This window comes from Erythrobacter sp. (genome assembly GCA_019739335.1).
Taxonomy (GTDB): Bacteria; Pseudomonadota; Alphaproteobacteria; order Sphingomonadales; family Sphingomonadaceae; genus Alteraurantiacibacter.
On sequence record CP073261.1, the window covers coordinates 1,764,923 to 1,788,521 of the forward strand.

At 63.9% G+C, this 23,599-nt stretch carries 22 protein-coding genes; 12 read left to right on the top strand and 10 right to left on the bottom strand.

Going from position 1 to position 23,599, the window contains the following annotated elements; all coding sequences use genetic code 11:
* Positions 1–22 precede the first annotated feature (22 nt).
* The 4 genes from JY451_08735 to JY451_08750 all read left to right on the top strand — a co-directional run bounded on the left by JY451_08735 (position 23) and on the right by JY451_08750 (position 5,903).
* Entirely contained in the window at positions 23–3,448 is a 3,426-nt protein-coding gene (locus tag JY451_08735; protein QZH73863.1) for a TonB-dependent receptor, read from the top strand.
* A 186-nt stretch (positions 3,449–3,634) separates the two neighbouring features.
* A complete protein-coding gene (locus JY451_08740; protein QZH73864.1) occupies positions 3,635–4,432 on the top strand; it encodes an SDR family NAD(P)-dependent oxidoreductase in 798 nt (265 codons plus the stop codon).
* 20 nt (positions 4,433–4,452) lie between these two features.
* Positions 4,453–5,337 carry an S-methyl-5'-thioadenosine phosphorylase gene (gene mtnP, locus JY451_08745; GenBank protein ID QZH73865.1) on the top strand — a complete coding sequence of 295 codons (885 nt, stop codon included), beginning with the start codon at positions 4,453–4,455 and terminating at the stop codon, positions 5,335–5,337.
* 89 nt (positions 5,338–5,426) lie between these two features.
* Positions 5,427–5,903, top strand: coding sequence for a winged helix-turn-helix transcriptional regulator (locus tag JY451_08750; protein QZH73866.1), 477 nt, complete (start codon positions 5,427–5,429; stop codon positions 5,901–5,903).
* An 85-nt stretch (positions 5,904–5,988) separates the two neighbouring features.
* Here JY451_08750 and JY451_08755 read toward each other — a convergent pair whose 3' ends face one another.
* The 7 genes from JY451_08755 to JY451_08785 form a co-directional block, all read right to left on the bottom strand.
* Positions 5,989–7,014 (bottom strand): type II secretion system F family protein, encoded by a 1,026-nt coding sequence (locus JY451_08755; protein ID QZH73867.1) that lies wholly within the window; start codon positions 7,012–7,014, stop codon positions 5,989–5,991.
* Positions 7,015–7,028: 14 nt separating this feature from the next.
* Positions 7,029–8,000, bottom strand: a complete 972-nt coding sequence (locus JY451_08760) for a type II secretion system F family protein (GenBank protein ID QZH73868.1) — start codon at positions 7,998–8,000, stop codon at positions 7,029–7,031.
* A gap of 74 nt (positions 8,001–8,074) precedes the next feature.
* A complete protein-coding gene (locus JY451_08765; GenBank protein QZH73869.1) occupies positions 8,075–9,379 on the bottom strand; it encodes a pilus assembly protein CpaE in 1,305 nt (434 codons plus the stop codon).
* Between the two features lie 4 nt (positions 9,380–9,383).
* Complete coding sequence (locus JY451_08770) at positions 9,384–10,043, bottom strand: CpaD family pilus assembly protein (GenBank protein QZH73870.1); 660 nt, start codon at positions 10,041–10,043, stop codon at positions 9,384–9,386.
* A 5-nt stretch (positions 10,044–10,048) separates the two neighbouring features.
* Complete coding sequence (locus tag JY451_08775; GenBank protein ID QZH73871.1) at positions 10,049–11,629, bottom strand: type II and III secretion system protein family protein; 1,581 nt, start codon at positions 11,627–11,629, stop codon at positions 10,049–10,051.
* A 68-nt stretch (positions 11,630–11,697) separates the two neighbouring features.
* On the bottom strand, positions 11,698–12,804 hold the full coding sequence (gene cpaB / locus JY451_08780; protein ID QZH73872.1) for a Flp pilus assembly protein CpaB: 1,107 nt from the start codon (positions 12,802–12,804) through the stop codon (positions 11,698–11,700).
* 75 nt (positions 12,805–12,879) lie between these two features.
* Positions 12,880–13,368: a prepilin peptidase gene (locus tag JY451_08785; protein ID QZH73873.1), complete on the bottom strand. Its 489-nt coding sequence runs from the start codon at positions 13,366–13,368 to the stop codon at positions 12,880–12,882.
* A gap of 105 nt (positions 13,369–13,473) precedes the next feature.
* Here JY451_08785 and JY451_08790 point away from each other — a divergent pair, with 105 nt between their 5' ends.
* The 3 genes from JY451_08790 to JY451_08800 are packed head-to-tail and all read left to right on the top strand — an operon-like array spanning position 13,474 to position 15,788.
* Positions 13,474–14,433, top strand: a complete 960-nt coding sequence (locus JY451_08790; protein ID QZH76655.1) for an alpha/beta hydrolase — start codon at positions 13,474–13,476, stop codon at positions 14,431–14,433.
* Positions 14,430–15,551, top strand: coding sequence for an FAD-binding oxidoreductase (locus JY451_08795; GenBank protein ID QZH73874.1), 1,122 nt, complete (start codon positions 14,430–14,432; stop codon positions 15,549–15,551). The genes JY451_08790 and JY451_08795 overlap by 4 nt, the downstream gene beginning before the upstream one ends.
* 54 nt (positions 15,552–15,605) lie before the next feature.
* A complete protein-coding gene (locus JY451_08800; GenBank protein ID QZH73875.1) occupies positions 15,606–15,788 on the top strand; it encodes a DUF1508 domain-containing protein in 183 nt (60 codons plus the stop codon).
* Between the two features lie 57 nt (positions 15,789–15,845).
* Here the strand turns inward: JY451_08800 and rnhA are convergent, their stop codons facing one another.
* Genes rnhA through ispH form a run of 3 tightly spaced genes read right to left on the bottom strand, consistent with a single transcriptional unit; the run spans position 15,846 to position 18,257 of the window.
* On the bottom strand, positions 15,846–16,280 hold the full coding sequence (rnhA, locus tag JY451_08805) for a ribonuclease HI (protein ID QZH73876.1): 435 nt from the start codon (positions 16,278–16,280) through the stop codon (positions 15,846–15,848).
* Positions 16,277–17,272: a homoserine kinase gene (thrB, locus tag JY451_08810; protein ID QZH73877.1), complete on the bottom strand. Its 996-nt coding sequence runs from the start codon at positions 17,270–17,272 to the stop codon at positions 16,277–16,279. The genes rnhA and thrB overlap by 4 nt, the downstream gene beginning before the upstream one ends.
* 10 nt (positions 17,273–17,282) lie before the next feature.
* A complete protein-coding gene (gene ispH, locus JY451_08815; protein ID QZH73878.1) occupies positions 17,283–18,257 on the bottom strand; it encodes a 4-hydroxy-3-methylbut-2-enyl diphosphate reductase in 975 nt (324 codons plus the stop codon).
* Between the two features lie 104 nt (positions 18,258–18,361).
* On the opposite strand from ispH, the gene JY451_08820 reads away from it, so the two are divergent.
* The 5 genes from JY451_08820 (at position 18,362) to JY451_08840 (ending at position 23,544) form a co-directional block, all read left to right on the top strand.
* Positions 18,362–19,012, top strand: a complete 651-nt coding sequence (locus JY451_08820; GenBank protein ID QZH73879.1) for a hypothetical protein — start codon at positions 18,362–18,364, stop codon at positions 19,010–19,012.
* Positions 19,013–19,067: 55 nt separating this feature from the next.
* Positions 19,068–20,816: an arginine--tRNA ligase gene (locus JY451_08825; GenBank protein ID QZH73880.1), complete on the top strand. Its 1,749-nt coding sequence runs from the start codon at positions 19,068–19,070 to the stop codon at positions 20,814–20,816.
* A 2-nt stretch (positions 20,817–20,818) separates the two neighbouring features.
* Entirely contained in the window at positions 20,819–21,553 is a 735-nt protein-coding gene (locus JY451_08830) for an SPOR domain-containing protein (GenBank protein ID QZH73881.1), read from the top strand.
* 84 nt (positions 21,554–21,637) lie between these two features.
* Positions 21,638–22,657, top strand: a complete 1,020-nt coding sequence (gene nagZ, locus JY451_08835; protein QZH73882.1) for a beta-N-acetylhexosaminidase — start codon at positions 21,638–21,640, stop codon at positions 22,655–22,657.
* Positions 22,658–22,773: 116 nt separating this feature from the next.
* Entirely contained in the window at positions 22,774–23,544 is a 771-nt protein-coding gene (locus tag JY451_08840; GenBank protein QZH76656.1) for a segregation/condensation protein A, read from the top strand.
* The last annotated feature ends 55 nt before the right edge of the window (positions 23,545–23,599 follow it).

The following is a 23,599-nucleotide window of genomic DNA, read 5'->3' on the forward strand; positions in this document are numbered from 1 at the left end:
CCTCAAGGTGGACGGGACAAATATGAAAAAGTTTCAGAAGAAGGCCCTGACGGGATTCGCCGTTTCCGTATCGGCAGTGGCTCTGCTGGCGGGTGCGCCGGTTTATGCGCAGGATGCCGACGACGAATGCGAAGTCGATGCCGCTGGCGTTCAGGATGAAGACTGCGAAATCGTAAGTGCTGATGGTTCTCAGGCAGAATCAGGCCAGATCGTCGTCACCGGCTCGCGTATCGGCCGTGCGGACACCTATTCCAGCATTTCGCCGCTGCAGATCCTCACCACCGAGGCTGCGCGCGACGTTGGTGAATTCGACGCTGCACAGATCCTTCAGCGTTCCGAAGCCGCTTCGGGCACCCAGATCGACGCCACCTTCCAGGGCTTCGTGCTGAACAACGGTCCGGGTTCGCAAACGCTCGACCTGCGCGGCCTTGGTGCCGACCGCACGCTGCTGCTGGTCAACGGCCGCCGCCTCGCACCTGCCGGTGTCGAAGGCGCGCCGACCAACCCTTCGATCAACCTGATCCCCGCCTCGCTTGTCCAGCGTTACGACCTGCTGCTTGACGGCGCGTCTTCGGTTTACGGTTCGGACGCCGTGGCCGGTGTGGGCAACATCATCCTGCGCAACGATATCGACGGCTTCGAACTGTTCGCCAGCGGCAACTACAACGAGCAGGGCGGTGGCGACGACTACACCCTTTCGGGCGCATGGGGCACCACCTTCGATCGCGGGTTCTTCGGCATCGGCTTGGAATACTCCCGTCGCGACGAAGTCCGCATTGCCGATCGTGATTTCCTGGCAGGCTGTAACACGCACTACGAAATCGACCAGAACGGCGACATCCAGACGGTCGGTCGCTTCGACAATGCCAACACCCGCGTTCTGAGTGACGGGGCCGTCGGCGAAGTCGAGCAACCTTGCAAGATCGAAGCGGCGGTGCGCCGCTTCCTGCCGCAGGGTGGCCTGTTCTACGGCAACCTCTATTACGATGAAACCGTCTATGCCAGCACCGGCCAGGCGGGTAACTCGTTCGTTCCCTTTTTCAGCGACGCTGTCGATGCTTTCGGCGTTCCGGCTGACCGGAACGGCGATGGCCTGATGGATGTGGATTTCTCGCAGGTCAGCCGCAACGGTACCGATCTGGAGCCTTCCTTTATCGCCCCGCAGGATCTCTACAACGTCATGGCCTATGGCGAGTACGAGCTCGGGACCGATCTGAACCTGACTCCGTTCTTCGAAGCCAATTACAGCCGCGCCGAGGTGTCTGCACGCAGCACCGCGCCGCAGTTGTTCCCGTTCGTACCGGCGCAGAACCCGTTCAACCCCTGTAACATTGCCAACAACGACTGTGGTGATGCGCAGAACCGCTTCGATGACCTGTATAATTTCGCCGGCGGTGCGTTCGCTCGTCCCCTCGGTGTATCGCGTATTGTCCGCCCGGTCGTTTCGGTAATCGGGGATCGCTCATTCGTTGAAACGGTCCAGGAACAGTATCGCGGCGTCCTCGGTCTGCGCGGTGACCTTCCGTTCATCGGTGACAGCTGGTCGTTCGAGATTTCAGGTGTCTACTCGCGTTCGGAAGGCCAGTCCTCCCGCATCGGGATCCGTGGCGACCGTCTGGCGCTCGCGCTCGGTATCGATCCGACCTCGGCAGCCGGGGTCAACGCGGCTTCGCCAGTCGTTCTCGCAGGCGGACCCTGCGCGACGTCCGGGTTCCAGAACCCGGACAACCTGCAGCCCGACGTGGTCGCCGGTTGCGTTCCGGTGAACCTGTTCGCCACCTCGTTGTATGACCAGGCCGTCGGCGATTTCGCGACCCAGGCCGAACGCGACTATCTGTTCGATTCACGCGATTTCGATACCGTGTACGAGCAGACGGTCATCTCCGCCTACGTGACTGGCGACGTTGTCGAACTTCCGGCTGGCCCGCTGGCGATCGTGCTCGGCGCTGAATACCGCAGCGATGCCATCGACTCGCAGCCGGATGCCGTTGCGGCGGAAGGCCTGTTCTTCGGCTTCTTCGCCGATCAGGGCGGCCAAGGCAGCAAGTACATCATGGAGGCCTTCGGCGAAATCGACATCCCGGTGTTCGACGATGATTTCTTTGGTGAATTCGATTTCAGCGCCTCGGGCCGTATCAGCGACGAGGAATTCTACGGGACCAACACCACCTACTCGCTCAAGGCGGGCTGGCGTCCGATCCCGCAGGTTCTGCTGAAGGCGAGCTTCGGTACATCGTTCCGTGCCCCGAACCTGCGCGAAAACTTCCTCGCCGGTCAGTCGGGCTTCGGCGGACTCATCGATCCTTGTGCGGTCCCTGCAGCAGCGTTCCAGCCGCTCAACGGCGGCTACCAACCGCAACTCGATACCCGCGACCCTGAAGTTCTGGCCAACTGCCAGCGCGAAGGCCGCGACCCGACCCGCGTCGGTATCGATGCCAGTGGCGCAAACACCACCACGCAGCCGAGCGTGGAGATCACCTCGGGCGGCAGCCTCGAACTCGATCCGGAAACTTCGGAATCGTTCACCGCTGGTGTTGCGATCACCGAGAACTTCGGCGGCCTCGATATAGCGTTCAACTTCAACTACTTCGACATTCAGGTCGAGGGCGCTATTGCGGAGCCGAGCGGTCAGTTCATCGTCAACGAGTGCTTCCTGCGGGATGATGGGGTTCGTAGCAACTTCTGCGACTTCATTGACTTCGACTCCGATCCTGCAAGCCGCCAGCTGATCACCGATGTGTTCGCGGGCTTCGTGAACATCAACTCGGAAGCAGTCCGTGGTATCGATCTGAATGCTACCTTCGACTATTCGGTGCCTATGGGTGGTGAAACGCTCGACCTGTCGTTGGGCGTTCGTGCCAACCACCTGATCGAACGTAGCAGCGTGTTCCTTGACGATCAGGGCAATGCGATCTTCGACGATGACGCTGGTGAATTCGGTTTCCCGTCCTGGACCGGCCGTGCGACCTTCTCGGTCGGCTATTCGGACTTCCTGGTGACCTGGCAGACCCGCTGGATCGGCGAGGTCCAGCAGCAGGCCGATGGTATCGACCTTGCAGCGGACGTGTTCGGTCGCGGCCCCGACGGGTTCCTGGTCGATCCCGATGGCAATGGTGCTGCGAACTTCTTCAGCGATACCTGCACTGGCAACGGTTCGGGCAGCAATACTGGCCCGGGCGGCGCATTCGTTCCGGACGGCATTGTGGCTGGCGACGGGCTGTTCTGCCGCGACGTCGGGTTCGCCGAAGACTATTTCGTCCACACGATTTCGCTGCGGTATGACTTCAACGAAGACATTACGCTGCGCGCCGGTGTGACGAATATCTTCGACACCAATCCGCCGCTGATCGACACCAACGAAGTGTTCGGCATCTCGAACACCCCGATCGGCAACGGTTACGATCTCGACGGTCGCGAATTCTTCGCTTCAGCGTCGATCCGCTTCTGATCCGCACGCTTCCGTAAGGAACGACAATGGGAAAGGCCTCGCAACTCCGGTTGCGGGGCCTTTCCTTTGGCCCTGCGCAATCGGGGCGGCGATTTCCCGTGGTGAACCGCTTGACCCGCGGCTGGCGGCGCTTAGGACCGCTGGCAGGACATCGCCGTTTCATCGGCGCCAAAGTGAGGGACAGGCATGATTATCGACGCAAGCATTGCCGCCGTGGTCACCGGCGGCGCATCCGGCCTTGGGGAAGCGACCGCGCGGGCGCTGGCGGGCAAGGGCGCCAAGGTCGCCATTTTCGACATGAACGCCGAGCGCGGGGAAGTTGTCGCGGGTGAGATTGGCGGGGTGTTCTGTCAGGTTGACGTATCCGACGAAGCCTCGCTCGATGCGGGCTTCGCCAAGGCCCGCGCCGCCCACGGGCAGGAACGGGTGCTGGTCAATTGCGCCGGGATCGCCACCATCGGCAAGCTCACCAAGCGTGACCGCGAGACGGGTGAGATTTCGCACCTGCCGTTCGAGACCTTCGCAAAGACCATTAAGGTCAACCTGATCGGCACCTTCCAGACGATGGCCAAGGCCGCCACCGGGATGATGGCAATCGATCCCGTAGGCGAGCCCGATGGGAATTCGGGCGAGCGCGGGGTCATCATCAACACTGCCTCGGTCGCCGCCGAGGACGGGCAGATCGGGCAGGTTGCCTATGCCGCATCCAAGGCGGGCGTTAAGGGTATGACCCTGCCGGTTGCGCGCGACCTGATGGGGGAGGGTATCCGCGTCAACGCGATACTGCCCGGCATTTTCCACACCCCGATGATGGATAGCCTGCCCGAAAAGGCACAAGCAGCGCTGGCCGCATCGATCCCGTTCCCCAAGCGGCTCGGCAAGCCCGAAGAATATGCCGCGCTCGCCTGCTTCATGATCGAGGCAGAATACATGAATGCCGAAACCGTCCGGCTTGACGGTGCCATCCGTATGCCCCCCAAATAGGGGGCTAGACAGGGGAGTTCATGAACTTGGGCGAATGGCATATCGGGGTAATCGGCGGTTCGGGTTTGTATGAGCCCGGCGCACTGGAAGATGCGCAGGAAATTGAAGTCGCCAGCGCTTTTGGCGAGCCATCCGGTCCGGTGGTGACCGGGCGCATCGGCGGGGTGCGGTTCACCTTTATCGCCCGGCATGGTGCCGGGCACCGCCTTTCGCCAAGCCATGTCAACTATCGTGCCAATGTGGACGCGCTGAAGCGATGCGGAGTGACGGATCTTCTGGCGATATCGGCTATCGGGAGCCTGCGCGAAGACATCGCTCCCGGCCACTTCGTGATTGTCGACCAGCTGATCGATCGCACCTCGAGCAGCTCAGGGGGGCGCGAGCGGAGCTTCTTCGGCGAGGGGGTGGTCGCGCATGTGCCCCTGGCTGATCCTGTCTGCCCGCGCTTGGCGGCAATGGCGGCCGATGCAGCAGAGCGTGCCGGCCCGACAGTGCACCGCACGGGTACCTATGTCGCCATCGAGGGGCCGCAATTCTCCACCCGTGCCGAAAGCCAGCTCTATCGCCAATGGGGCGCGGATGTGATCGGCATGACGGCGATGCCAGAAGCCCGCCTCGCGCGCGAGGCGGAATTGCCCTATGCGCTGGTCGCCATGGTTACCGATTACGACTGCTGGCGCGCTGCCGGGGAAGATGTCGACGTGGCCGACATTCTGCGGGTGATGCACGGCAATGCCGAAAACGCCCGTGCCATGCTGGCCGAATTCGGTGCAGCCCTGCCCGATCAGCGCAGCGCGAGCCCGATTGACTCGGTGCTCGACACTGCGATCATTACTCCGCGCGAGAAATGGGATCCCACGGTCACCGCACGACTGGACGCGATCGCGCGGAGATTGCTGGGCTGAGTGCCTCTCCGCATCGTTTCATACGCCGGAAGGGCCGGTTGATAGCGGAAACTTGCAAAGCGGGCAAAACTTGCACAAGGTAGTTGCCTATGCAACCGACTAGCCGACTTTCCCGCTTCCTGCCCTACCAGCTTTCGCTCGCTTCCAATGCAGTGAGCGGACGTATCGCGATGGAATATCGCCAACGTTGGGGGCTGAGCATTCCCGAGTGGCGCGTGATGGCGGTGCTGGGGGATAGCGGTGCGGTTACCCAGCGTGAGCTGACGCGACGGACGTTGATGGACAAGGTAGCGGTGAACCGTGCCTGCAAGGTGCTCGAAGAGCGCGATCTGGCCAAGCGGACCCCGAACGAGCAGGACGGGCGTTCGCATCTGCTCGACCTGACCGCTGCAGGGCGCACCATGCATGGCGAGATCATGCCGCTGGCGCAGGAGATGGAGCGGCAATTGTTCGCCGGCTTTGCTGAGGAAGAACTGGCGCTGTTCCGCAACCTGCTGGAACGTGCGCGCAGCCAGGCCGAAGGTCTTGAAGGCGGCGAACTTTCCGGCGGGTACGGCATCCGCTAGTATCTTCGCTTCGGACAAGAAAAACCCCGCGAGGCGATGGACCGCGCGGGGTTTTCTGTGTGCAGGCGGCCGATCGTCCTCCGCCTTAGCTATTGCTTCCCGGACCATCGCCGGAGAAGGCGTCGGCAATCGAACAAGCCGCCGGGCCGAGGATGACGATGAACAGCACCGGCAGGATAAACAGGATCAGCGGCACCGTCATGATCGCAGGCAGGCGGGCGGCCTTTTCTTCGGCGCGCATCATCCGTTCGTTGCGGAATTCGGCCGAGAGCACGCGCAGGGCAGAAGCCAGCGGAGTGCCGTATCGCTCGGTCTGGATCATCGTCGTCACCACTCCGCGCACGGCATCGAGATCGACGCGGTAAGCGAAGTTTTCGAATGCCTGGCGGCGCTCGGTGAGGAAGGCCAGTTCGATTGCCGTTAGGGCGAATTCGTCGCCCAGTTCGGGGTAGGCGCGACCCAGTTCACGGGCGACACGGTTGAAGGCAGCATCCACGGTCAGGCCGGCTTCGGCGCAGATCACCAGCAGGTCGAGCGCATCGGGAAGACCCTTCTGGATGGCTTTGACCCGCTTGTTGGAACGGTTCTTCAGGAAGACTTCGGGCCCCTTGTATCCGGCGATTACCAGTCCGGCGAAGCCCATGAAGCGCTTGGCGCTGCCCCATTCCGGGAAGGTGTCGGTCCAATAGAAGACCACCACGCCGACAAGACCGAGCACAACCGGCAGCACCATTCGGGCGAAGATGACGAAGACGGCCCATTCCTTGTTGCGGAGGCCAGCCTGCGCAAGCTTCTGCTGCACGTCCTTGACCTGATCCTCCTGGAGGACGCGCATGCCCTTCAGCGTGTCCTTGACCTTTTCGGTCCGGTCGGTCTTGCGGACCAGGCTCTGCCGCTTGCGCGTGGACTGGGTGAGCATCCCGGTCTTCAACTCGTTACGGCGCTGGTTCAGCGCCTTCACGCGCTTGGCCATGGGGTCGCGCACGGTAACAGCGGCATAGATGGCCAGCAGCACGGCGGCGGCAGCCATGCCGGCGAGGATCGAGCCGACGAGGATGACGTCCACACCGAGGAGGGTAGGGCTGGCGGGTTGACCGATCGAAAGCAACATGGTGGTTTCCCCGCTCAGATTTCGAAGTTGACCATCTTGGCCATGATGAAGGCGCCGATGCTCATCCACACCAGGCCGAACAGGCCGGTGATGATCAGTCGTTCGTCTTCGAAAAAGCCGCCGATGTAGTTGGGGTTGATCCAGAAGATCAGGCCGAAGACGATGAAGGGCAGGGCCCCCACGATATAGGCGGAAGCCTTCGATTCCGAGCTCATCGCCTTGATCTTGAGCTTCATCTGCGCGCGCTTGCGCAGCACATCGGCAAGGTTGGACAGCGTTTCGGCAAGGTTGCCGCCGGTTTCGCGCTGGATGGCGAGCGTGATGACGAAGAACTGGAATTCTGCCGTCCCCAGCTTGTCCGCCGCTTCCTGCAGTGATTCTTCCATGGTCTTGCCGATGCGGATGCGTTCGACGACCTGGCGAAATTCAATCCCGACCGGGCCGGGAACTTCCTGTCCGACAACGCCGAGTGTTTCGGCCACCGGCAGGCCGGAGCGCAGGCCGCGCACCAGCAGCTCGATGGCGTCGGGGAATTTGGAGGTGAAGGCATTGGTACGCTTCTTGATCGCGCTGCCGACCACGAAATGTGGAATCCCCGCGCCCACCATCACGCCCAGACCAAGCGCCAGCATGGCCGATCCCGACTGAAGGTAAAGCAGCGCTGCAACGACCACTCCCAAGCCGAGCGAGGCATAAAGGTATTGCGAAATCGTCCAGCTCTTGCCGGTGCGGTTGAGCCGCACCGCCAGCGCTTCGGCGCGCGATCCCGAGCCGGCTGCCCGGAACTGCTTGGGCTTGCGCGCGGCGATGGCCTTCTTGAGCTGGCTCTCGACACGGTCGCTCGTGCTCTCGGAATGGCGATAGCGAACCGCCTCCATTCGTCGTTGGGCTTCCTTGGTCGGCGACTTGCCGTTCATCAGGGCATAGCCCAGGATCATCAATCCCATCAGGCCGCCGGCCACTAGCAGGAGCTGGATGATATTCATGATCCGCCTTCTCTAAAATCTTGAGTCATGTGATCGAGAGGTGAGAGGGCGAGCATGGCCCGCCCCGCGCACTCCTATTCGGCAGGCTCGGCAGCGATCAGGCCCTTGGTCTTCTTCTTGCCTGCGCCACCCAGAAACGATTTCAGATCGAACTTGCCCTTGGCGGCAGCCTTTCGGCCGCCTTCGGCAAGGCTCGCCCCGTCATCGCCACCGACACCGACAATCGTCTTGCCGATCTCGCGGAGGGGAGCGACGGTGCGCGAGCCCTTGTTCGCTTCGATGAAAGTCTGCCCCAGCTTTGCCGCATTGGCAGCGGCCTTCTGGTCGAACGCGATCTGGAAATTGATCTTGCGTTCGATCGAGGCTTCGAAATCGGCCTTGCTGATTTCCGCCGCGCCCGATTGCACCTTGTTGCACACGATCATCGGATGCGCGCCGGGAGCGTTCTGCTTCAGCCACGAAAGGATGCGGATGGTATCGCGCGCCGATGCCAGCGTGAGTTCGGTAACAAGCGTCACCACGTTCACTTCGGTCAGCAGGTGCGGGAAGTTGATCAGCATGTTGCGCGGCAGGTCGATCACCGTCATGTCGAACGCCTGGCGGAACTCTTCCTCCAGCTGAACGAAGGCGGTGCCGTCGGTCATAAGCGGGGAATTGATCGGCGCTTCGGCCGACATGATCGCCAGATTGTCGTTCGCCCGGATCATCGCGCGTTCGATGAACAGCCCGTCGATGCGGCTGGGATTCTCGATCGCATCGGTCAGGCCGCGGCCCGGTTCCAGATCGAGCGCCAGCGCGCCGGTGCCAAAATGGACGTCGAGATCGAGAAGCGCGGTCGAGCGTTCGTGTTCGATCGAGAACAGCCATGCCAGAGAGGTAGCGATGGTGGAAGCGCCCACGCCGCCGCGGGTGCCGACCACGGCGGTGGCGATGTGTTCGCGCTCGCCATCGGCATCGTTGTTGCGCGGGGCGGAGAACACCGCCTGCGCCTGGGTCAGAGCATCGCGTACCGCATTGGCCGATAGCGGCTTCAGCAGGTAATCGTGGATGCCGCTCGAAAGCAGATCGCGATAGAGCCGTACGTCGTTCACCTGGCCAACCGCGATCACCACCGTGCCAGGTTCGCAAACCTCGGCCAGGGCGTTGATATCGTTCAGCGGATCGCCGCTTTCCGACAGGTCGACCATCAGGATCGCCGGGCTGGCCGAGATCGACAGGGACTGCACCGCATTGCGCAGGCCGCCCTTGTTGCACTTCTCGGGCTGCCAGCCCATTTCGATGACCACCGGACGCAGGGCATCAAGCGCACCATCGTCGCAGATATAGGCCGAGAACGGCTCGCGATTGCCGAGCGGTCCGGGTTTCCATTGAGCGCTCATAGGATCAGTTCCCGTCAGAGGCGACAGCAGCGACGGCGGTGCCGCCATTGCCGGTCGGAGTTGCTTCACGATACGAATCGATGGCGCGGTTGGAAGTCAGGACCACCGTTTCTCCGGTGCCGCTGGCGCCGTTGAGCAGATGTTCGGGATCGGCCACCATCGCCGCGATGTTGCTGTTCACCGCGCAGCCGAACCCGGTCGAGGTGTGATTGCCGCGCTCGAAACCGTATTCGTCGTCCCAGATCGGGCAGCCGGGTACGGATGCTGTCGAACGGCTGACCACCACGCGGACATTGCCGGGATTGACATAGCCCTCGGTGATCGGTGCCGTCTGGCTGAGAAGGATGCCGAAGCGGCTGGCAACGGCGGCGACGTCTTCGCGCACTGCCGGGCTGCTGGTGGGATCGTCCACCGCGATACGATCGCCATAGCCGAGGTCGAGCGTTTCGAACCAGTCGGCCAGCCGCGCCATTTCCGGCACTGTCAACCCGGAGCCGCCGCTGGCGAGATCGAGCGCGTAGTTGTGGCGCTCGACAACGGGCTGCTGGATCGAATCCAGACCCATGTTGCGCGGGCCTTCGTTCATGGTGCCGCAGGCGGAGAGGCCGAAGCCGAGCGACAGCACCAGTGCCGTCGCCGCAAGGCGTTTGTTACGATTGGTCATGGCGATCACTCTCCGTCTTCGTTGAAGCTGAAACCGGGCAGCGCGGCTGAGGCGGTCTGCGGGGCGGTGCCGGCAGGGGCGTCACCGCCTGCCAGCGCGGTGCCGTTCTGGTCGATCAGGCTGAGGTCCGGACCGGTGGGTGCTTCGCCCGCGGCGCGGGGCATAGGTCTCCTGCCGCCGCTCTCGCCCGCCGTTTCGCGGCCCAGCAGGAACTGCTCGGCAGCATTGGGGACGTTGAAGCCGTCGGTCGGCAAGCGAATGTCGCGGTCGTTGACCGGCTGCACCAGATAAGGCGTCACCACGATCACCAGCTCGGTTTCACCGCGCTGGAAGCTGGTGGAACGGAACAGGTTGCCCAGGATCGGGATGTCACCCGCGCCCGGCATCTGCTCGATCGTTTGCTGGGCATTGTTCTGCAACAGCCCGGCAATCATGAAGCTTTCGCCCGAGCCCAGTTCCACCGTGGTTTCCGCGCGGCGAATGGTCAGCGCCGGGATCTGGAAGCCGTTCAGCGTCACCGCACCCTGGCTCGACAGTTCGGACACTTCGGGCCGCACGCGGATCGATATGCGCCCGTTGCTGAGCACGATCGGGGTGTAGGAAAGGCTCACGCCGAAGTTCTTGTACTGCACCGTGGTGGTGCCAAGCCCCTGGCTGAGCGGGATCGGGAATTCGCCGCCGGCTAGGAATTCGGCGGTTTCGCCCGAAAGCGCGGTAAGGTTCGGCTGCGCCAGCGTGGTGACAAGACCGCGACGTTCGCCCAGATCGAGCGCTGCGGCGATGTCGAGACCGAGGAACTGCCCCACACCCGCAAGCGTGGTTCCCGGCGAAATGCCGCCGAAAGAACTGCCTTCCGTGGTGATGATCTGGCCGGTGTTCGGATCGACAGCCGGAACCGTCAGATCACCGAAGCCGACACCCCGGCCCGGCGCGAACACCGTCGGGGCGCGGCCCTGGTTGAGGCCGAACTGGAACCCGCTGGTGGTATCGATCGTGGTCAGGTTGGTGCCCAGATTGCGCGCCAGCGAGCGGCTGACTTCGGCAAAGCGAACGCGCAGGTTGACCTGCAACGGCGTCGCCATGCGCAGGCGGGAAATGACATTGGCACCATCGCCGACGAAGGCCTGCACCAGCCGTTCGGCTTCGGAGGCGTCTTCCGGGGCGGCCACGGTGCCGGTCAACAGCACGGTGTTGCTGCCCATCGTCGCCACCGAAATATTGGCTTCGGGCATGGCGAGGCCGAGCATCTGGTCGATGCTGTCGATGTTCGAACCGACACGGACATTGGCGGACCAGATGATATCGCCCGCAGCATTGCTGGCGTAGATCGTGGTTTCGCCGCCCGAAAGGCCGAAGATATATAGCTGCCGCTGGCTCTTCACTTCGACATCGGCAACCGCTTCGTTGGCGATGAAGATGTCGGCCATGTTGCCGGGCACGTTGACCAGTTCACCGCGACCGATGGACAGGACGAGATCCTGCGCGGGGCTGATGGACTGGGCCTGGGCCTGCGTCGCTGGCAGCAGTGCCAGCGGCGCGAGTGCGCAGGCGGCACTCAATACGCTTTTGAGAAGACGGCTGGTCATTGTCTTGCCTTTCGGAACAAATCCGGTGGAAGTGCGAATGTTTGGCTCTGTGCGCTTGGTCATGGCGATCACCGAAGTGTCGACATGCCGACGGGTGCGGTGCGGGCACCGGTTCCCATCGCATTGGCCTGGCGATCGAGCAGTGCACCCGCGCCGCGTTCGACCGGCACCACGGAGACATTGTTGCCGCGGCTCACGCGGACCGTCGGGCCCGAAGGAACGACCGGGCCGGCAGCGCGCGGTGCTCCGGCTTCCTGTGGGGCAGGGGCCGGTCCGTTGTTGGCAGGGGCCCGCGAGGGGACGGTGCTGCGCTGGAAGCGCGAGACGTCGCCGCCGGTCTGGAAGGTGGTGCCACCTTCACCGGGACGCGAGGCTACGGTTCGCAGCAGCCGCTCTTCTTCCTCGGGGGTGGTATTGGCCGGCAGGTCGATATCGCCCGAAGCAATTGCCCGGTCGAGTTCGGCCTGGTTGTCCGCGATCGAGCGCAGCGTCAGGCTGATCGTGCCGAGCGTCTGTGCCACAGCGATCCGTTCGGCGATGCGCGGGGTCACTTCCATGGTCACTGTGCGGAAGGCGCGCACTACGGTGCGGCCATCTTCGGTGGTGGTGGATTCGGTGGACTGGTCGGTTGCCAGAACGCGCAGGTTGGTGAGGATCGTTTCCGACGCCTGGAGCGGCAATTCACCCTGTCCACCGCCGCCAACGGTCTGGGTCAGCACCATGTCCACCCGATCACCCGGGAACACGAAGCCACCCACACCCGTACGGGCCGAAACAGGGACGGTCACGGCGCGCATACCCGGCCCGAGTGCCGCTGCAAGAAAGCCGCGATCTCCCGGCGCGACGAGCGAACCTTGGGTAACGGGTTCACCAGCGGTCATCTGGTAGCGTACCACGGTGCCCAGAAGCTGCTCCATATTGGCTTCGCCGTCGATGAAGTATGCGTCCTGGACCAGTTCTTGCGGCCACAGCTGGTAAGCCACCGCATCGGCAGTGATGATGGTTCCCACCGGCAGGCTGCGCTTGGCAACCAGCACCTTGGGCCCTTCGGGCTCCGGTGCTGCGGCTTCGACTTCGGGAGCTGCCGCGCCTGCGAACATGCTCCGGGCAGCAAGGGCGGTGCCGATCGCGATGATCAGCGCCCCTACCAGCAGGATGAGCTTCTTCTTGTCCATGGTGCGTCAAGCCCCCTCAGTTGGATCTTGCAATAACGATTGCGCCGGATAGCGCGGAAGTGGTTAAAATCAGGTTCACCCCGCCGCTACGGCGGTGGAAGCGGGAAGGTAAAAGGTGCCGATGGTCCACAGTCCGGCCAGAGCGATGGCCACGCCGTAGGGAATGGCGATCTTGTCGCGCTGGCGGCGCATGATGTGCCAGGCCCCGAAACCGATCGTCAGCACGCCGCCCAGCAGCGCCATCATGATCAGCAGTTTGACGAACAGCAGCGGCTGGATCCACAGCGCCAGCGCGGTGAGCAGCTTCACGTCTCCCCCGCCCATCGCGCGCATGGCAAACAGCACCGACAGCACGGCAAAGGTGGCCAGCGCGGTGCCCAGTTGCATGGCCACATCGGGCCACAGCGCCATGTCGGTAGCAAACCAGAACAGCGGCGCGCCCAGCGCAATCGCGGCATTCAGCCAATTGGCGATGCGGCGGCTCTTGAGATCGGTGAAGGCGGCAGTCAGCAGCGCGATTGCCAGTGCGGCAAGCAATGCGTACTTGATCGGATCGTCCAGCATGAAAGCCCCCAAAGGTCCCCGAATGGCCCTGTGAGCTCTTGTGCTAGCGGGTATCACTTACCAAAAAGTAACCACGGACAGGAGGCTGGAATTAGCCAAGACCAAATCGCTGCTGCGCCATTCGACCGCCGGGCCATCCCTGCCGGATCGGTGGAAGGCGTCTGGCAAGCTGCAGACGGGCACAAGATCAGGCACATAGATTGGCCCGCGCCGCCGTCAGGCGTGCCGCTACGCGGGGCGATGCTGTTCATGCCGGGGCGCGGCGATGCCTATGAGAAATATCTCGAAAGCCTCGAACATTGGCGCCAGCAGGGCTGGCAGGTCAGCGCCGCGGACTGGCGCGGACAGGGTGGTTCGGGGCGGCTGGGGCTGGACGCGGGCACCGGCCATATCGACGATTTCGCATTGTGGATTGCCGATCTGGCCGATTTCTGGAAGCAGTGGGCGGCAACGAAAGAGGGTCCGCTGGTGCTGGTCGGCCATTCGATGGGTGGGCATCTGGTGCTACGTGCGGTGATCGAGAAGGTGTTGATGCCCGCGCCCGATGCACTGGTGCTCACCGCGCCGATGCTCGACGTGTTTCCCGAACTGGTGCCCCTGCCGGTCAAGCGCGGCTTTGCCCGGATGATGGCGAGGATGGGCGATCCGCGCCGTCCTGCGTGGAAGATCAGCGAGAAGCCCGGCGCGAAAGCGGCTCTGCGCAACACGTTGCTGACGCATGACGAGGATCGCTATGAAGACGAAATGTGGTGGCGGCACGAGCGGCCCGAACTGGAGCTCGGCCCCGGCAGCTGGGGCTGGGTGAAGGGCGCGACCGAAAGTTCCACCGCGCTGTTCCGCCGCGGCGCGCTGGAAAGTGTGCAGGTGCCGGTGTTTATCGTCGCTACCGACGCCGACCGGCTGGTGAGTCCTTCCGCCATCCGCAGCGCCATCGCCCGGCTGCCTCGTGTAGATGCGCTGGTGTTCGGCAAGGAAGCGCGCCACGAAATACTGCGCGAAGTGGACGAGGTGCGCGATCGCGCGCTGGCGGCTATCGACGAATTCCTGGCAGGTGTGGCGGCTTGAGCGAGCATTTCGACATTGCGATTGTCGGCGCGGGGATGGCGGGGGCAAGCCTCGCTGCCGAACTGGGCGCCGGATTGAGCGTAGGGGCGCGGGTGGTGTTGCTGGAAGCGGAGGATCGCCCCGGCTACCATGCGACCGGGCGTTCGGCAGCCTTCTGGGAAGAATGTTACGGTGGGCCGGATATCGTCCCGCTGACGTTGGCATCGGGCGATTGGCTGCGCGAACGAGGCTTCCTGGGCGAGCGCGGGGCGCTCTACCTGGCGCGGGAGAAGGACGAACCGGCGATCGAGAGTTTCTTCCGCCGCTTTGCCGGATCGGGCGCCAATCCGGTGCGTATCGGGCGCGAGAGCCTGACCGAATTGGTGCCTGGCCTGCGCCCCGAATGGGACCGCGCGATCCACCAACCGCGCTGCGCCGATATCGATGTGGCTGGGCTGCACCAGCATTACCTTGGCGAGGCGCGCAAGGCGGGTGTGGAGCTCTTATGCCGGGCACGCATCGTCGCGGCTGAGCGGACCAGTGAAGGCTGGGTGCTGGGCTTGACTGACGGGCGGGAAATTCGCGCCGGGGTGCTCGCCAACGCGGCAGGGGCGTGGGCCGACGAACTGGCGCTGCTGGCGGGCGTAGAGCCGCTGGGCATCCAGCCCTACCGCCGCACGGTGGTGCAATTGCGCACCGATCCCGCGCCACCCGCCACCTTGCCATTGTGCCTCGATATCGCGGGGGAGTTCTATTTCCGCCCCGAAAGCGGCAAGCTCTGGCTCAGCCCGCACGACGAAAGCCCCTGCGCCCCTTGCGATGCCGCTCCCGAAGAACTGGACGTGGCCCTGGCGATCGACCGGTTCGAGCAAGTGGTGGACTGGCGGGTGGCGGCGGTCGAACACAAATGGGCCGGGCTGCGCAGCTTCGCGCCCGACCGTTTGCCGGTCTATGGCTTCGACGCAAACAAGCCGGGTTTCTTCTGGTTCGTCGGCCAAGGCGGCTACGGCATACAGACGGCTCCGGCCGCCGCAAGGCTGGGTGCGCAACTGCTGTTGCGCTTGCCGCGCGATGCGATGACACAGGCACTGGATGTAAAATCGTATGCGCCGGACCGCTTCGCCACGGCTCCGGCCTAGCCATTCGCCGTGCTTTTGTTATGTCACCTGCGGACGATAACAGGAGGGATTTCGATGGCGCATCATTTCAAGATCAAGAAGAACAAGGCGGGCGAATTCGTCGCCTATTTCATGTACAATTCCGAAGCGATCTTCTGGACCGAAGGCTATTCGTCGAAGGCCAGTGCGAAGAACGCCATCGAATCGATCAAGAAGAACGGTCCCGGTGCCGAAACAGTGGATGAAAGCGCCGCCTGAGCGATTGAACTTCCGAGAGGCCGATCCTGCAAGGGGTCAGCCTTTTCCTCTGCCCAATTATCTCGCTGCGTCCGCTGCATCGCTGGCGAGCTTGTCCACCCGTTCGTTCTCCGGGTGGCCATTGTGCCCCTTCACCCATTCCCAGGTGATATCGTGCTTCGCCGCCAGCGCGATCAGTTCATGCCACAGGTCTTCGTTGCGCACCGGTTTCTTGCTGGCGCTGATCCAGCCCTTGCGCTGCCAGCCGTCGATCCACTTGGTCATGCCGTCGATCAGGTAGCGGCTGTCGGTGTGCAGCGTGACCTTGCACGGCTCGATCAGCGCGCTGAGCGCCTTGATCGCGGCGGTCATTTCCATGCGGTTGTTGGTGGTGTCCGGTTCGGAGCCGGACATTTCCTTCTCGTGCCGCCCCATACGCAGCAAGGCGCCCCAGCCGCCGGGACCGGGATTGCCCTTGCAGGCCCCGTCGGTGAAAATCTCCACCTTTTTCATGCGAAGACCTTGTCCCCCTCGCGCAGATAGAAGTGCAGCCGCCGATGAAAATCCATCGGGTCCTTGCGCGTTACCATCGCATCGGCGGGGGTATCGATCCAATCCTGCGCACGACTGGAAATGAACCGCAGCGCCGCGCCCTGCGCCAGCAGCGGCATTGCGCGGCGTTCGATATCAAGCAGTTCGCGTACCGATTGATAGCCCGCGATCAGTGCCCGTCCCACTTCGGCGCGGTATGTGCGCCCGCCGTCGGCGAAGCTCCAGGCGGCGTGGGTGACTGCCAGATCGTAAGCCATCATATCGTGGCACGCGAAGTAGAAATCGATCAGCCCGCTCACCCGCTCGCCGAGCATCAGGACATTGTCGGGGAACAGGTCGGAATGGATTATCGAGCGCGGCAGGTCTTGCGGCCAGTCGCGCGCCACCCGCTGCGCTTCGGCAATGGCGGCGGGGAGCGCCGGGTCGATAGCGGCAAGTGCTTCCGTCCCGCAATCGGCCAGCACCCGGGCGGAGGTCTCCGGTCCGAGTTCGTTCCGGCGTTGCACCGGGAAACTCTCGGCCGCCGCGTGCATCTGCGCGAGCACCATACCAACATTGCGCGCCTGCGCCGGAGTGGGCTCGCCCACCGAGACGCCGGGGATGAATTCGATCAGCGCCACCGCCTTGCCTGCCCCGGCCCCCGAGCCGGGGTCGCCCAGCCAGCGATGCGAATTGCCCTCCCGATCGTGCACGGTGCCCGGCACCGGGCAGTCGCGCGCGGCAAGGTGATCGAGCAGGTCGAGGAAGAACGGCAGGTCGGCCAGATCGATGCGCCGTTCGTACATCGTCAGGATAAAGCGCGCACCTTTGCCATCCGCGCCGGTGGTTTCGATCAGCCAGTTGGAATTGGAAACGCCCTCGGCAATGCCCTTGGCTGATACCAGTTCACCGACATCGTAATGCGCGATAAGACTGGCAAGCACTTCTGCCGTGAGATGTGTGTAGACCGCCACGCTCGCGTGCCTATTCGGTAAGCTCGCGCGGCAGCTTGAACACCATCTTTTCCTCGACCGTGCGCACGTTGCGCTCTTCCACGGTGCGCCATTCACCCAGCCGGGCGATAACCTCGCGCACCAGCACTTCCGGAGCGGAGGCTCCAGCCGTCAACCCCAGCGTCCCCACACCTTCAAGCCACTCGGAGTCGATTTCGCTCGCACGCTGGATCAGCCGCGCCTGGGTACCCATCCGTTCTGCCACTTCCACCAGCCGCAACGAATTGGACGAATTGGGCGCGCCGATCACCAGCAGCAGATCGCAGCTTTCCGTAATCGCCTTCACCGCTGCCTGACGATTCGATGTGGCGTAACAGATGTCTTCCGCCTTGGGCGCGACGATCTGCGGATAGCGCGCCTTGAGCGCTTCGATCAGTTCCGCCGTATCGTCCACCGAAAGCGTGGTCTGGGTGAGGAAGGCGAGAGAATCCTCCTGCGTGAACGGCAGGCGAGCAACGTCCTCCAGCGTTTCCACCAGAGTCATTCGCCCTTCGGGCACCTGCCCCATCGTGCCGATCACTTCGGGATGGCCCTCGTGGCCGATGAAAATGATGTGCTGGCCTTTCTCGATCTGCCGTTCGGCCTGCCGGTGGACCTTGCTCACCAGCGGGCAGGTAGCATCGAGATAGATCATCTTGCGCCGCTCGGCCTCGGCGGGCACCGACTTGGGAACGCCGTGGGCGCTGAATACCACTGGCGCATCGTCGGGCACTTCGTCCAGTTCCTCGACGAAGATCGCCCCCTTTTCGCGCAATCCCTCCACCACGTAGCGGTTGTGGACGATCTCGTGCCGGACATAGACCGGGGCACCGAAGCGTTCGATCGATTTCTCGACGATTTCGATGGCGCGGTCCACACCGGCGCAAAAGCCGCGCGGCGAAGCGATCAGCACGGTGAGCGGGCGTTTCGCCGCATCGGCGCTGTTTTCGTGAAAGGGGGCGTTCATAGTGCTGCCTCTAGCGGTTGTCGCGCCCCTGCGAAAGGGCTAGGGGGCTGTTCCCCGGATCAGGTTTCTAAGTCGCCCCGATCCCGCCAGTATCAAGGACGCATATGCAGTTTCGACCCGCGCTGATTGCTCTCGCCACTTCGGTTGCCCTGCTGGCAGGGTGCAAATCCGATGGCGAGATTGTGGTGGACCAGAGCGTGGGAATCACGGCGCTGCGATCGGTGTGCCCGGCGGTGGGCGTGCCCAACTATACCGGCGATATGACGCTGTTCTCCCCCGCCAGCGCACGCACGGCCGATGCGCTCGATGTCAGCGCGGCGATTACCAATGTCCGCAGCACCTGCAACGATACCGGGGCGCAGGTTTACACCACCGCAACTTTCGATGTGCTCGCCACCCGCCGCAACACCAGCGGCGCGCGGACGGTGGAACTGCCCTATTTCTCCACCGTGATGCGCGGCGGCAATTCGGTTGTCGCCAAGCGGGTAGGTACGGTGACGCTCACCTTTGCGGACGGGCAGGAACGTGCACAGGCCACCGGCACGGCAGGCGCCTATGTCGATCGCGCCGAAGCGACCCTGCCTGAAGATATCCGCGAACGCATCACGCGTCGCCGCCGCGCGGGCGACCAGTCCGCCGCGATCGATCCGCTGACCGAACCCGATGTCCGCGCCGCGATTGCCCGGGCGACGTTCGAACTGCTGATCGGCTTCCAGTTGAGCGAAGAGCAGTTGGCCTACAACGCAACCCGGTAGAGCGGGGCGGTAAGGCGCTTTCCTGCCTGTGCCAAACAGGGTAACGGCGCTGCCCATGTCTGATATCCACACTCTCTACGCCGCCTTTGGCGCGCGGATCGATGCCGTCCTCTCCGCGCTGGAAATGGAAGGCGCGCTGCCGCCCGGCGCCAGCCGCACGAATGTCAGCGTGGAACCGCCGCGCGATCCCTCGCATGGCGACCTGTCCACCAATGCCGCGATGGTGCTGGCCAAGGCGGCGAGCACCAATCCGCGCGCGCTGGCGGAAAAGATCGTCGCCCATCTGGACCGCGATCCGCTGATCGAAAGCGCGGAAATTGCCGGGCCGGGGTTCATCAATCTGCGCCTCGCGCCGCAAGTGTGGACCGACGAGATCGCCGCCATCGCCGCGCTGGCCGACGATTATGGCACGTCCACCATGGGCGCGGGCAGCCGAGTGAATGTGGAATACGTTTCCGCCAATCCGACCGGCCCGATGCACATGGGCCATTGCCGCGGCGCAGTGGTGGGCGATGCACTCGCAAGCCTGCTCGAATTCGCCGGACATGCAGTGACGCGCGAATACTACGTCAACGACGCGGGCGGCCAGGTCGATACGCTCGCCCGCTCGGCGCACCTGCGTTACCGCGAGGCGCTGGGGGAAGATATCGGTGACATTCCCGAGGGTTACTATCCGGGCGATTACCTGAAACCGATCGGCGCGCAGCTGGCGGAGCGGTTCGGTGCTTCCTATCGCACCGCCCCGGAAAGCGAGTGGCTGGCGGTGTTCCGCAAGGCGGCGGTGGCAGGCATGATGGCGATGATCCGCTCGGATCTCGCGCTGCTCGGCATCCAGCACGATGTGTTCTCCTCCGAGGCCGAATTGCAGGAAGCGAAGAAGCCCGAAGCCGCCGAGGCGTGGCTGCGCCAGCACGATCTGGTTTACGACGGCGTACTCGAAGCACCCAAGGGCAAGGCTCCGCCGGAGGACTGGGAGCCGGTCGAACTGCCGCTGTTCCGCAGCACGAAGTTCGGCGACGACCAGGACCGCCCGATCCGCAAGTCGGACGGCAAGTGGACCTATTTCGGTGCCGATCTCGCCTATCACATGCAGAAGGCCGAGAATGCCGACGCGCTCATCGACATCTGGGGCGCGGACCATGCGGGCACGGTGAAGCGGATCAAGGCGGCGGTCGCGGCGCTTTCCGAGGGCCAAGGAAAGCCGATCCCGTTCGACGTGAAGCTGGTACAAATGGTGCAATTGCTGCGCGGCGGCGAGCCGGTGAAGATGTCCAAACGCAGCGGCAATTTCGTCACCATTGCCGACATGGTGGAGGAAGTGGGCAAGGACGTGGTGCGCTTCACCATGCTCACCCGCAAGCCCGAAGCGCAGATGGATTTCGATTTCGCCAAGGTGGTCGAAGCGTCGAAGGACAATCCGGTGTTCTATGTGCAGTATGCCCATGCGCGGATCCGCTCGATCTTGCGCAAGGCAGCGGACGAGGGGATCGTGCCTTCGGGAGACGCGCTGGACCAACTGACGCCGGACGATCTCGCGCTGGTCAAGCAGGCGGCGCAGTTCCCGCGCGAAGTGGAAGCGGCGGCGCGGGCGCGCGAACCGCACCGGATCGCCTTCTACCTCTACGAACTCGCGGCGTCATTCCACGGCCTGTGGAACATGGGTAACGACGATCCGCGCAAACGCTTCATTGTGGCACAGGACCCGGCGCTTTCGGCGGCGCGACTTTTCCTCGCGTCGCAGATCGGGCAGGTAATTCGTAACGGTCTGGCGCTATTGGGCGTGGAGGCGGTCGAGGAGTTGTAATCATGACGGGGTTTGGGGCCTATCCGGGGGACAGGGACGAGGACCTGGGAAACGTGGCGGAAAATGAAAACTGGGCGGATGAGGAGCAGTTGACTCTCGCGCAGGACGATGACGATCTGCCGTGGCTCGAAGCCGACGATTACGAGGAAGAGCAGGGGTTCGATTTTCGCCTGATCGGCTACGCCGTGCTCGGCCTCGCCGTGGTCGGAGCGCTGCTGGCAGCGATCTGGTGGTTTACCCGCGATCGCGCCGATCCCGAACTGGTGGCCGATGGCAGCACCATCGAAGCGCCCGAAGGCGCCTACAAGCAGCGCCCGGATGATGCGGGCGGAGCCGAGGTGAGGGGGACGGGCGACCAGGCCTTTGCGGTAGCCGAGGGTCAAGGCACGCGCGGGCGGATCGCCAGCGAGGACGGCGGCGACAGCGATCCGCAACCGTCCATTGATGTGGCGCAGGCCGATGCCAATGCCGACGACGATGCGACGGACGCAGCGCCCATCAGCGGCGCGGTCTATGTCCAGATCGGCGCCTATGGCAGCCGCGCCGATGCCGATGCTGCGTGGAGCCGCGAAGCCGGGCGCTATTCGGTGCTCTCCGGGATGCGCCACCGGGTGGTGGAAGGCGATGTCAACGGCGCCAAGGTCTATCGCCTGCAGGCCATTGCCGGGGATCGCGCGAGCGCCGATGCGACCTGCCGTTCGATCCGTAGTGCAGGCGGGGATTGCTACATTCGTTGAGAAACGCCCCAGCCGGGGGCTTTTCCCCGGCAGGCTGGCGCGAATTGCTTGCGTGATGGCAGGGTTTCAGGCGTAAATGAGCCGATGACGCCCGCGATTTTCAGTACGTCCGGCCTGCGACTGACCGCAGACGAACGCGCCTTCTTCAAGGAAGCCGATCCGGCGGGCTACATCCTGTTCGGGCGTAATGTGCAGGACCGCGAGCAGTTGCGCGCGCTGACCGGCGATCTGCGCAGCATCCACGGGCGCGACAAGCTCCTGATCAGTATCGACCAGGAAGGCGGGCGGGTGGCGCGGATGAAGCCGCCCGAATGGCCCGCCTATCCGCCGCAAGGCCGGTTTGCCGAACTCTACGACATCGCGCCTGCAAGCGCGATTCAGGCGGCGCGAGCGAACGCGCAACTACTGGCGCTGGACCTCAATGAAGTCGGCATTACCGTGGATTACCTTCCGCTGCTCGACGTGCGGGTAGAAGGCGCGCACGATGTGATCGGGGACCGGGCGCTGGGTGCGGAGCCGATGCAGGTGGCGGCGCTGGGCCGCGCGGTACTCGACGGGCTGGCGCGCGGCGGGGTGGCGGGCTGCATCAAGCATATGCCGGGCCATGGGCGGGCAGCGGTGGACAGCCACAAGGACTTGCCGGTTGTGACCGCGAGCGACGCCGAACTGGAAACCGACATCGCGCCTTTCGCCAGGCTGGCGCACGCACCGATGGCGATGACCGCGCATATCCGCTTCACCGCTTGGGATGCGGAGCATCCGGCGACACAGTCAGAGTTCGTGATCGAGCAGATCATCCGCAAGCGGATCGGTTTCTCCGGCCTGCTGCTGACCGACGACATCGACATGCAGGCGCTCGGCGGGACGATTCCTGAACGCTCTGCGCTTGCGCACAAGGCCGGGTGCGATGTGGTGCTCAACTGCTGGGCCAAACTCGACGAGATGCAGGGCACGGTAAATGCGCTGCCCGCGATGTCCGAAGTCACTGCTGCACGGCTGGAGCAGGCGCTGGCGGGAGTGGGTGAGCCGACCGACAGCACTCCGCGCGCCGAACTGCTGGAAGCGCGCGATAGCTTGCTCGCCATTGTGAAGGCGGCGGCGTGAGTGACGAGGCCATCAATCTCCCCTCCCGCTCGCGGGAGGGGCCGGGGGAGGGCCTGTCAGGGGACACTGTTCATGATGTAGGCCCTCCCCTAACCCCTCCCGCGAGCGGGAGGGGAATTCTGGACAACGACTGGACCGGCATCGCCGCCCCCGGCACATCCGACCCCGACGCGCTGTATCTCGATCTCGACGGCTGGGAAGGCCCGCTCGATCTGCTGCTCGATCTGGCGCGGCGGCAGAAAGTCGATCTGAAGGCGATTTCGATTCTCGCGCTGGTCGACCAGTACATCGCCTATATCGAACGCGCCGAGGCACTGCGGCTGGAGATTGCCGCCGATTACCTGGTGATGGCGGCTTGGCTCGCCTACCTCAAATCGGCGCTGCTGCTGCCGAAGGACGAACAGGAAGACCCGAGCCCGGAAGAGCTGGCCATGCGGCTGCAACTGCGGATCGCGCGGCTCGGTGCGATGCGCGAAGCCGGAGCGCGACTGATGGCGCGCGACCGACTGGGGCGTGACGTGTTCGCACGCGGTGCGCCCGAGGGGCTGAAAGTGCTGCGCAAGAATGCCTGGCAGTGCGACTGGTTCGCGCTGGTCCACGCCTATGGCCAGGTGCGGCTGCGCACCGAACCGGTGGTGCACATGGTGGCCGATCGCCCGGTCATGACGCTCGATTCGGCGCTCCAACGGGTTTCCGCCATGCTTGGCGTCACGCTGGACTGGCTGGAACTGCGCAGCTTCCTTCCCGCCCACGCCGAACCGCGCCTGCGCCGCTCGGCGCTAGCGTCCAGCTTCGTTGCGGCGCTCGAACTGGCGCGGATGGGCCGCGCGGAAATGCGGCAGGAATCGGCGTTCGGGCCGCTGCATTTGCGGCGGGTGAGCCCGTGATGATCCTCGTCATTGCGAGGAGCGAAGCGACGCGGCAATCCAGTCCTGCTGCTGC

What these genes read in the sequence shown, in the direction of transcription:
- JY451_08735 (QZH73863.1), top strand. Translation starts at nt 23, where the DNA reads ATGAAAAAGTTTCAGAAGAAGGCCCTGACGGGATTCGCCGTTTCCGTA.
- JY451_08770 (QZH73870.1), bottom strand. Translation starts at nt 10,043, where the DNA reads ATGACCAATCGTAACAAACGCCTTGCGGCGACGGCACTGGTGCTGTCG.
- JY451_08830 (QZH73881.1), top strand. Translation starts at nt 20,819, where the DNA reads ATGACGGGGTTTGGGGCCTATCCGGGGGACAGGGACGAGGACCTGGGA.
- ispH (QZH73878.1), bottom strand. Translation starts at nt 18,257, where the DNA reads ATGAACGCCCCCTTTCACGAAAACAGCGCCGATGCGGCGAAACGCCCG.
- JY451_08740 (QZH73864.1), top strand. Translation starts at nt 3,635, where the DNA reads ATGATTATCGACGCAAGCATTGCCGCCGTGGTCACCGGCGGCGCATCC.
- cpaB (QZH73872.1), bottom strand. Translation starts at nt 12,804, where the DNA reads ATGGACAAGAAGAAGCTCATCCTGCTGGTAGGGGCGCTGATCATCGCG.
- JY451_08825 (QZH73880.1), top strand. Translation starts at nt 19,068, where the DNA reads ATGTCTGATATCCACACTCTCTACGCCGCCTTTGGCGCGCGGATCGAT.
- JY451_08785 (QZH73873.1), bottom strand. Translation starts at nt 13,368, where the DNA reads ATGCTGGACGATCCGATCAAGTACGCATTGCTTGCCGCACTGGCAATC.
- nagZ (QZH73882.1), top strand. Translation starts at nt 21,638, where the DNA reads ATGACGCCCGCGATTTTCAGTACGTCCGGCCTGCGACTGACCGCAGAC.
- JY451_08755 (QZH73867.1), bottom strand. Translation starts at nt 7,014, where the DNA reads ATGTTGCTTTCGATCGGTCAACCCGCCAGCCCTACCCTCCTCGGTGTG.
- JY451_08800 (QZH73875.1), top strand. Translation starts at nt 15,606, where the DNA reads ATGGCGCATCATTTCAAGATCAAGAAGAACAAGGCGGGCGAATTCGTC.
- JY451_08760 (QZH73868.1), bottom strand. Translation starts at nt 8,000, where the DNA reads ATGAATATCATCCAGCTCCTGCTAGTGGCCGGCGGCCTGATGGGATTG.
- mtnP (QZH73865.1), top strand. Translation starts at nt 4,453, where the DNA reads ATGAACTTGGGCGAATGGCATATCGGGGTAATCGGCGGTTCGGGTTTG.
- JY451_08820 (QZH73879.1), top strand. Translation starts at nt 18,362, where the DNA reads ATGCAGTTTCGACCCGCGCTGATTGCTCTCGCCACTTCGGTTGCCCTG.
- JY451_08775 (QZH73871.1), bottom strand. Translation starts at nt 11,629, where the DNA reads ATGACCAGCCGTCTTCTCAAAAGCGTATTGAGTGCCGCCTGCGCACTC.
- rnhA (QZH73876.1), bottom strand. Translation starts at nt 16,280, where the DNA reads ATGAAAAAGGTGGAGATTTTCACCGACGGGGCCTGCAAGGGCAATCCC.
- JY451_08750 (QZH73866.1), top strand. Translation starts at nt 5,427, where the DNA reads ATGCAACCGACTAGCCGACTTTCCCGCTTCCTGCCCTACCAGCTTTCG.
- JY451_08765 (QZH73869.1), bottom strand. Translation starts at nt 9,379, where the DNA reads ATGAGCGCTCAATGGAAACCCGGACCGCTCGGCAATCGCGAGCCGTTC.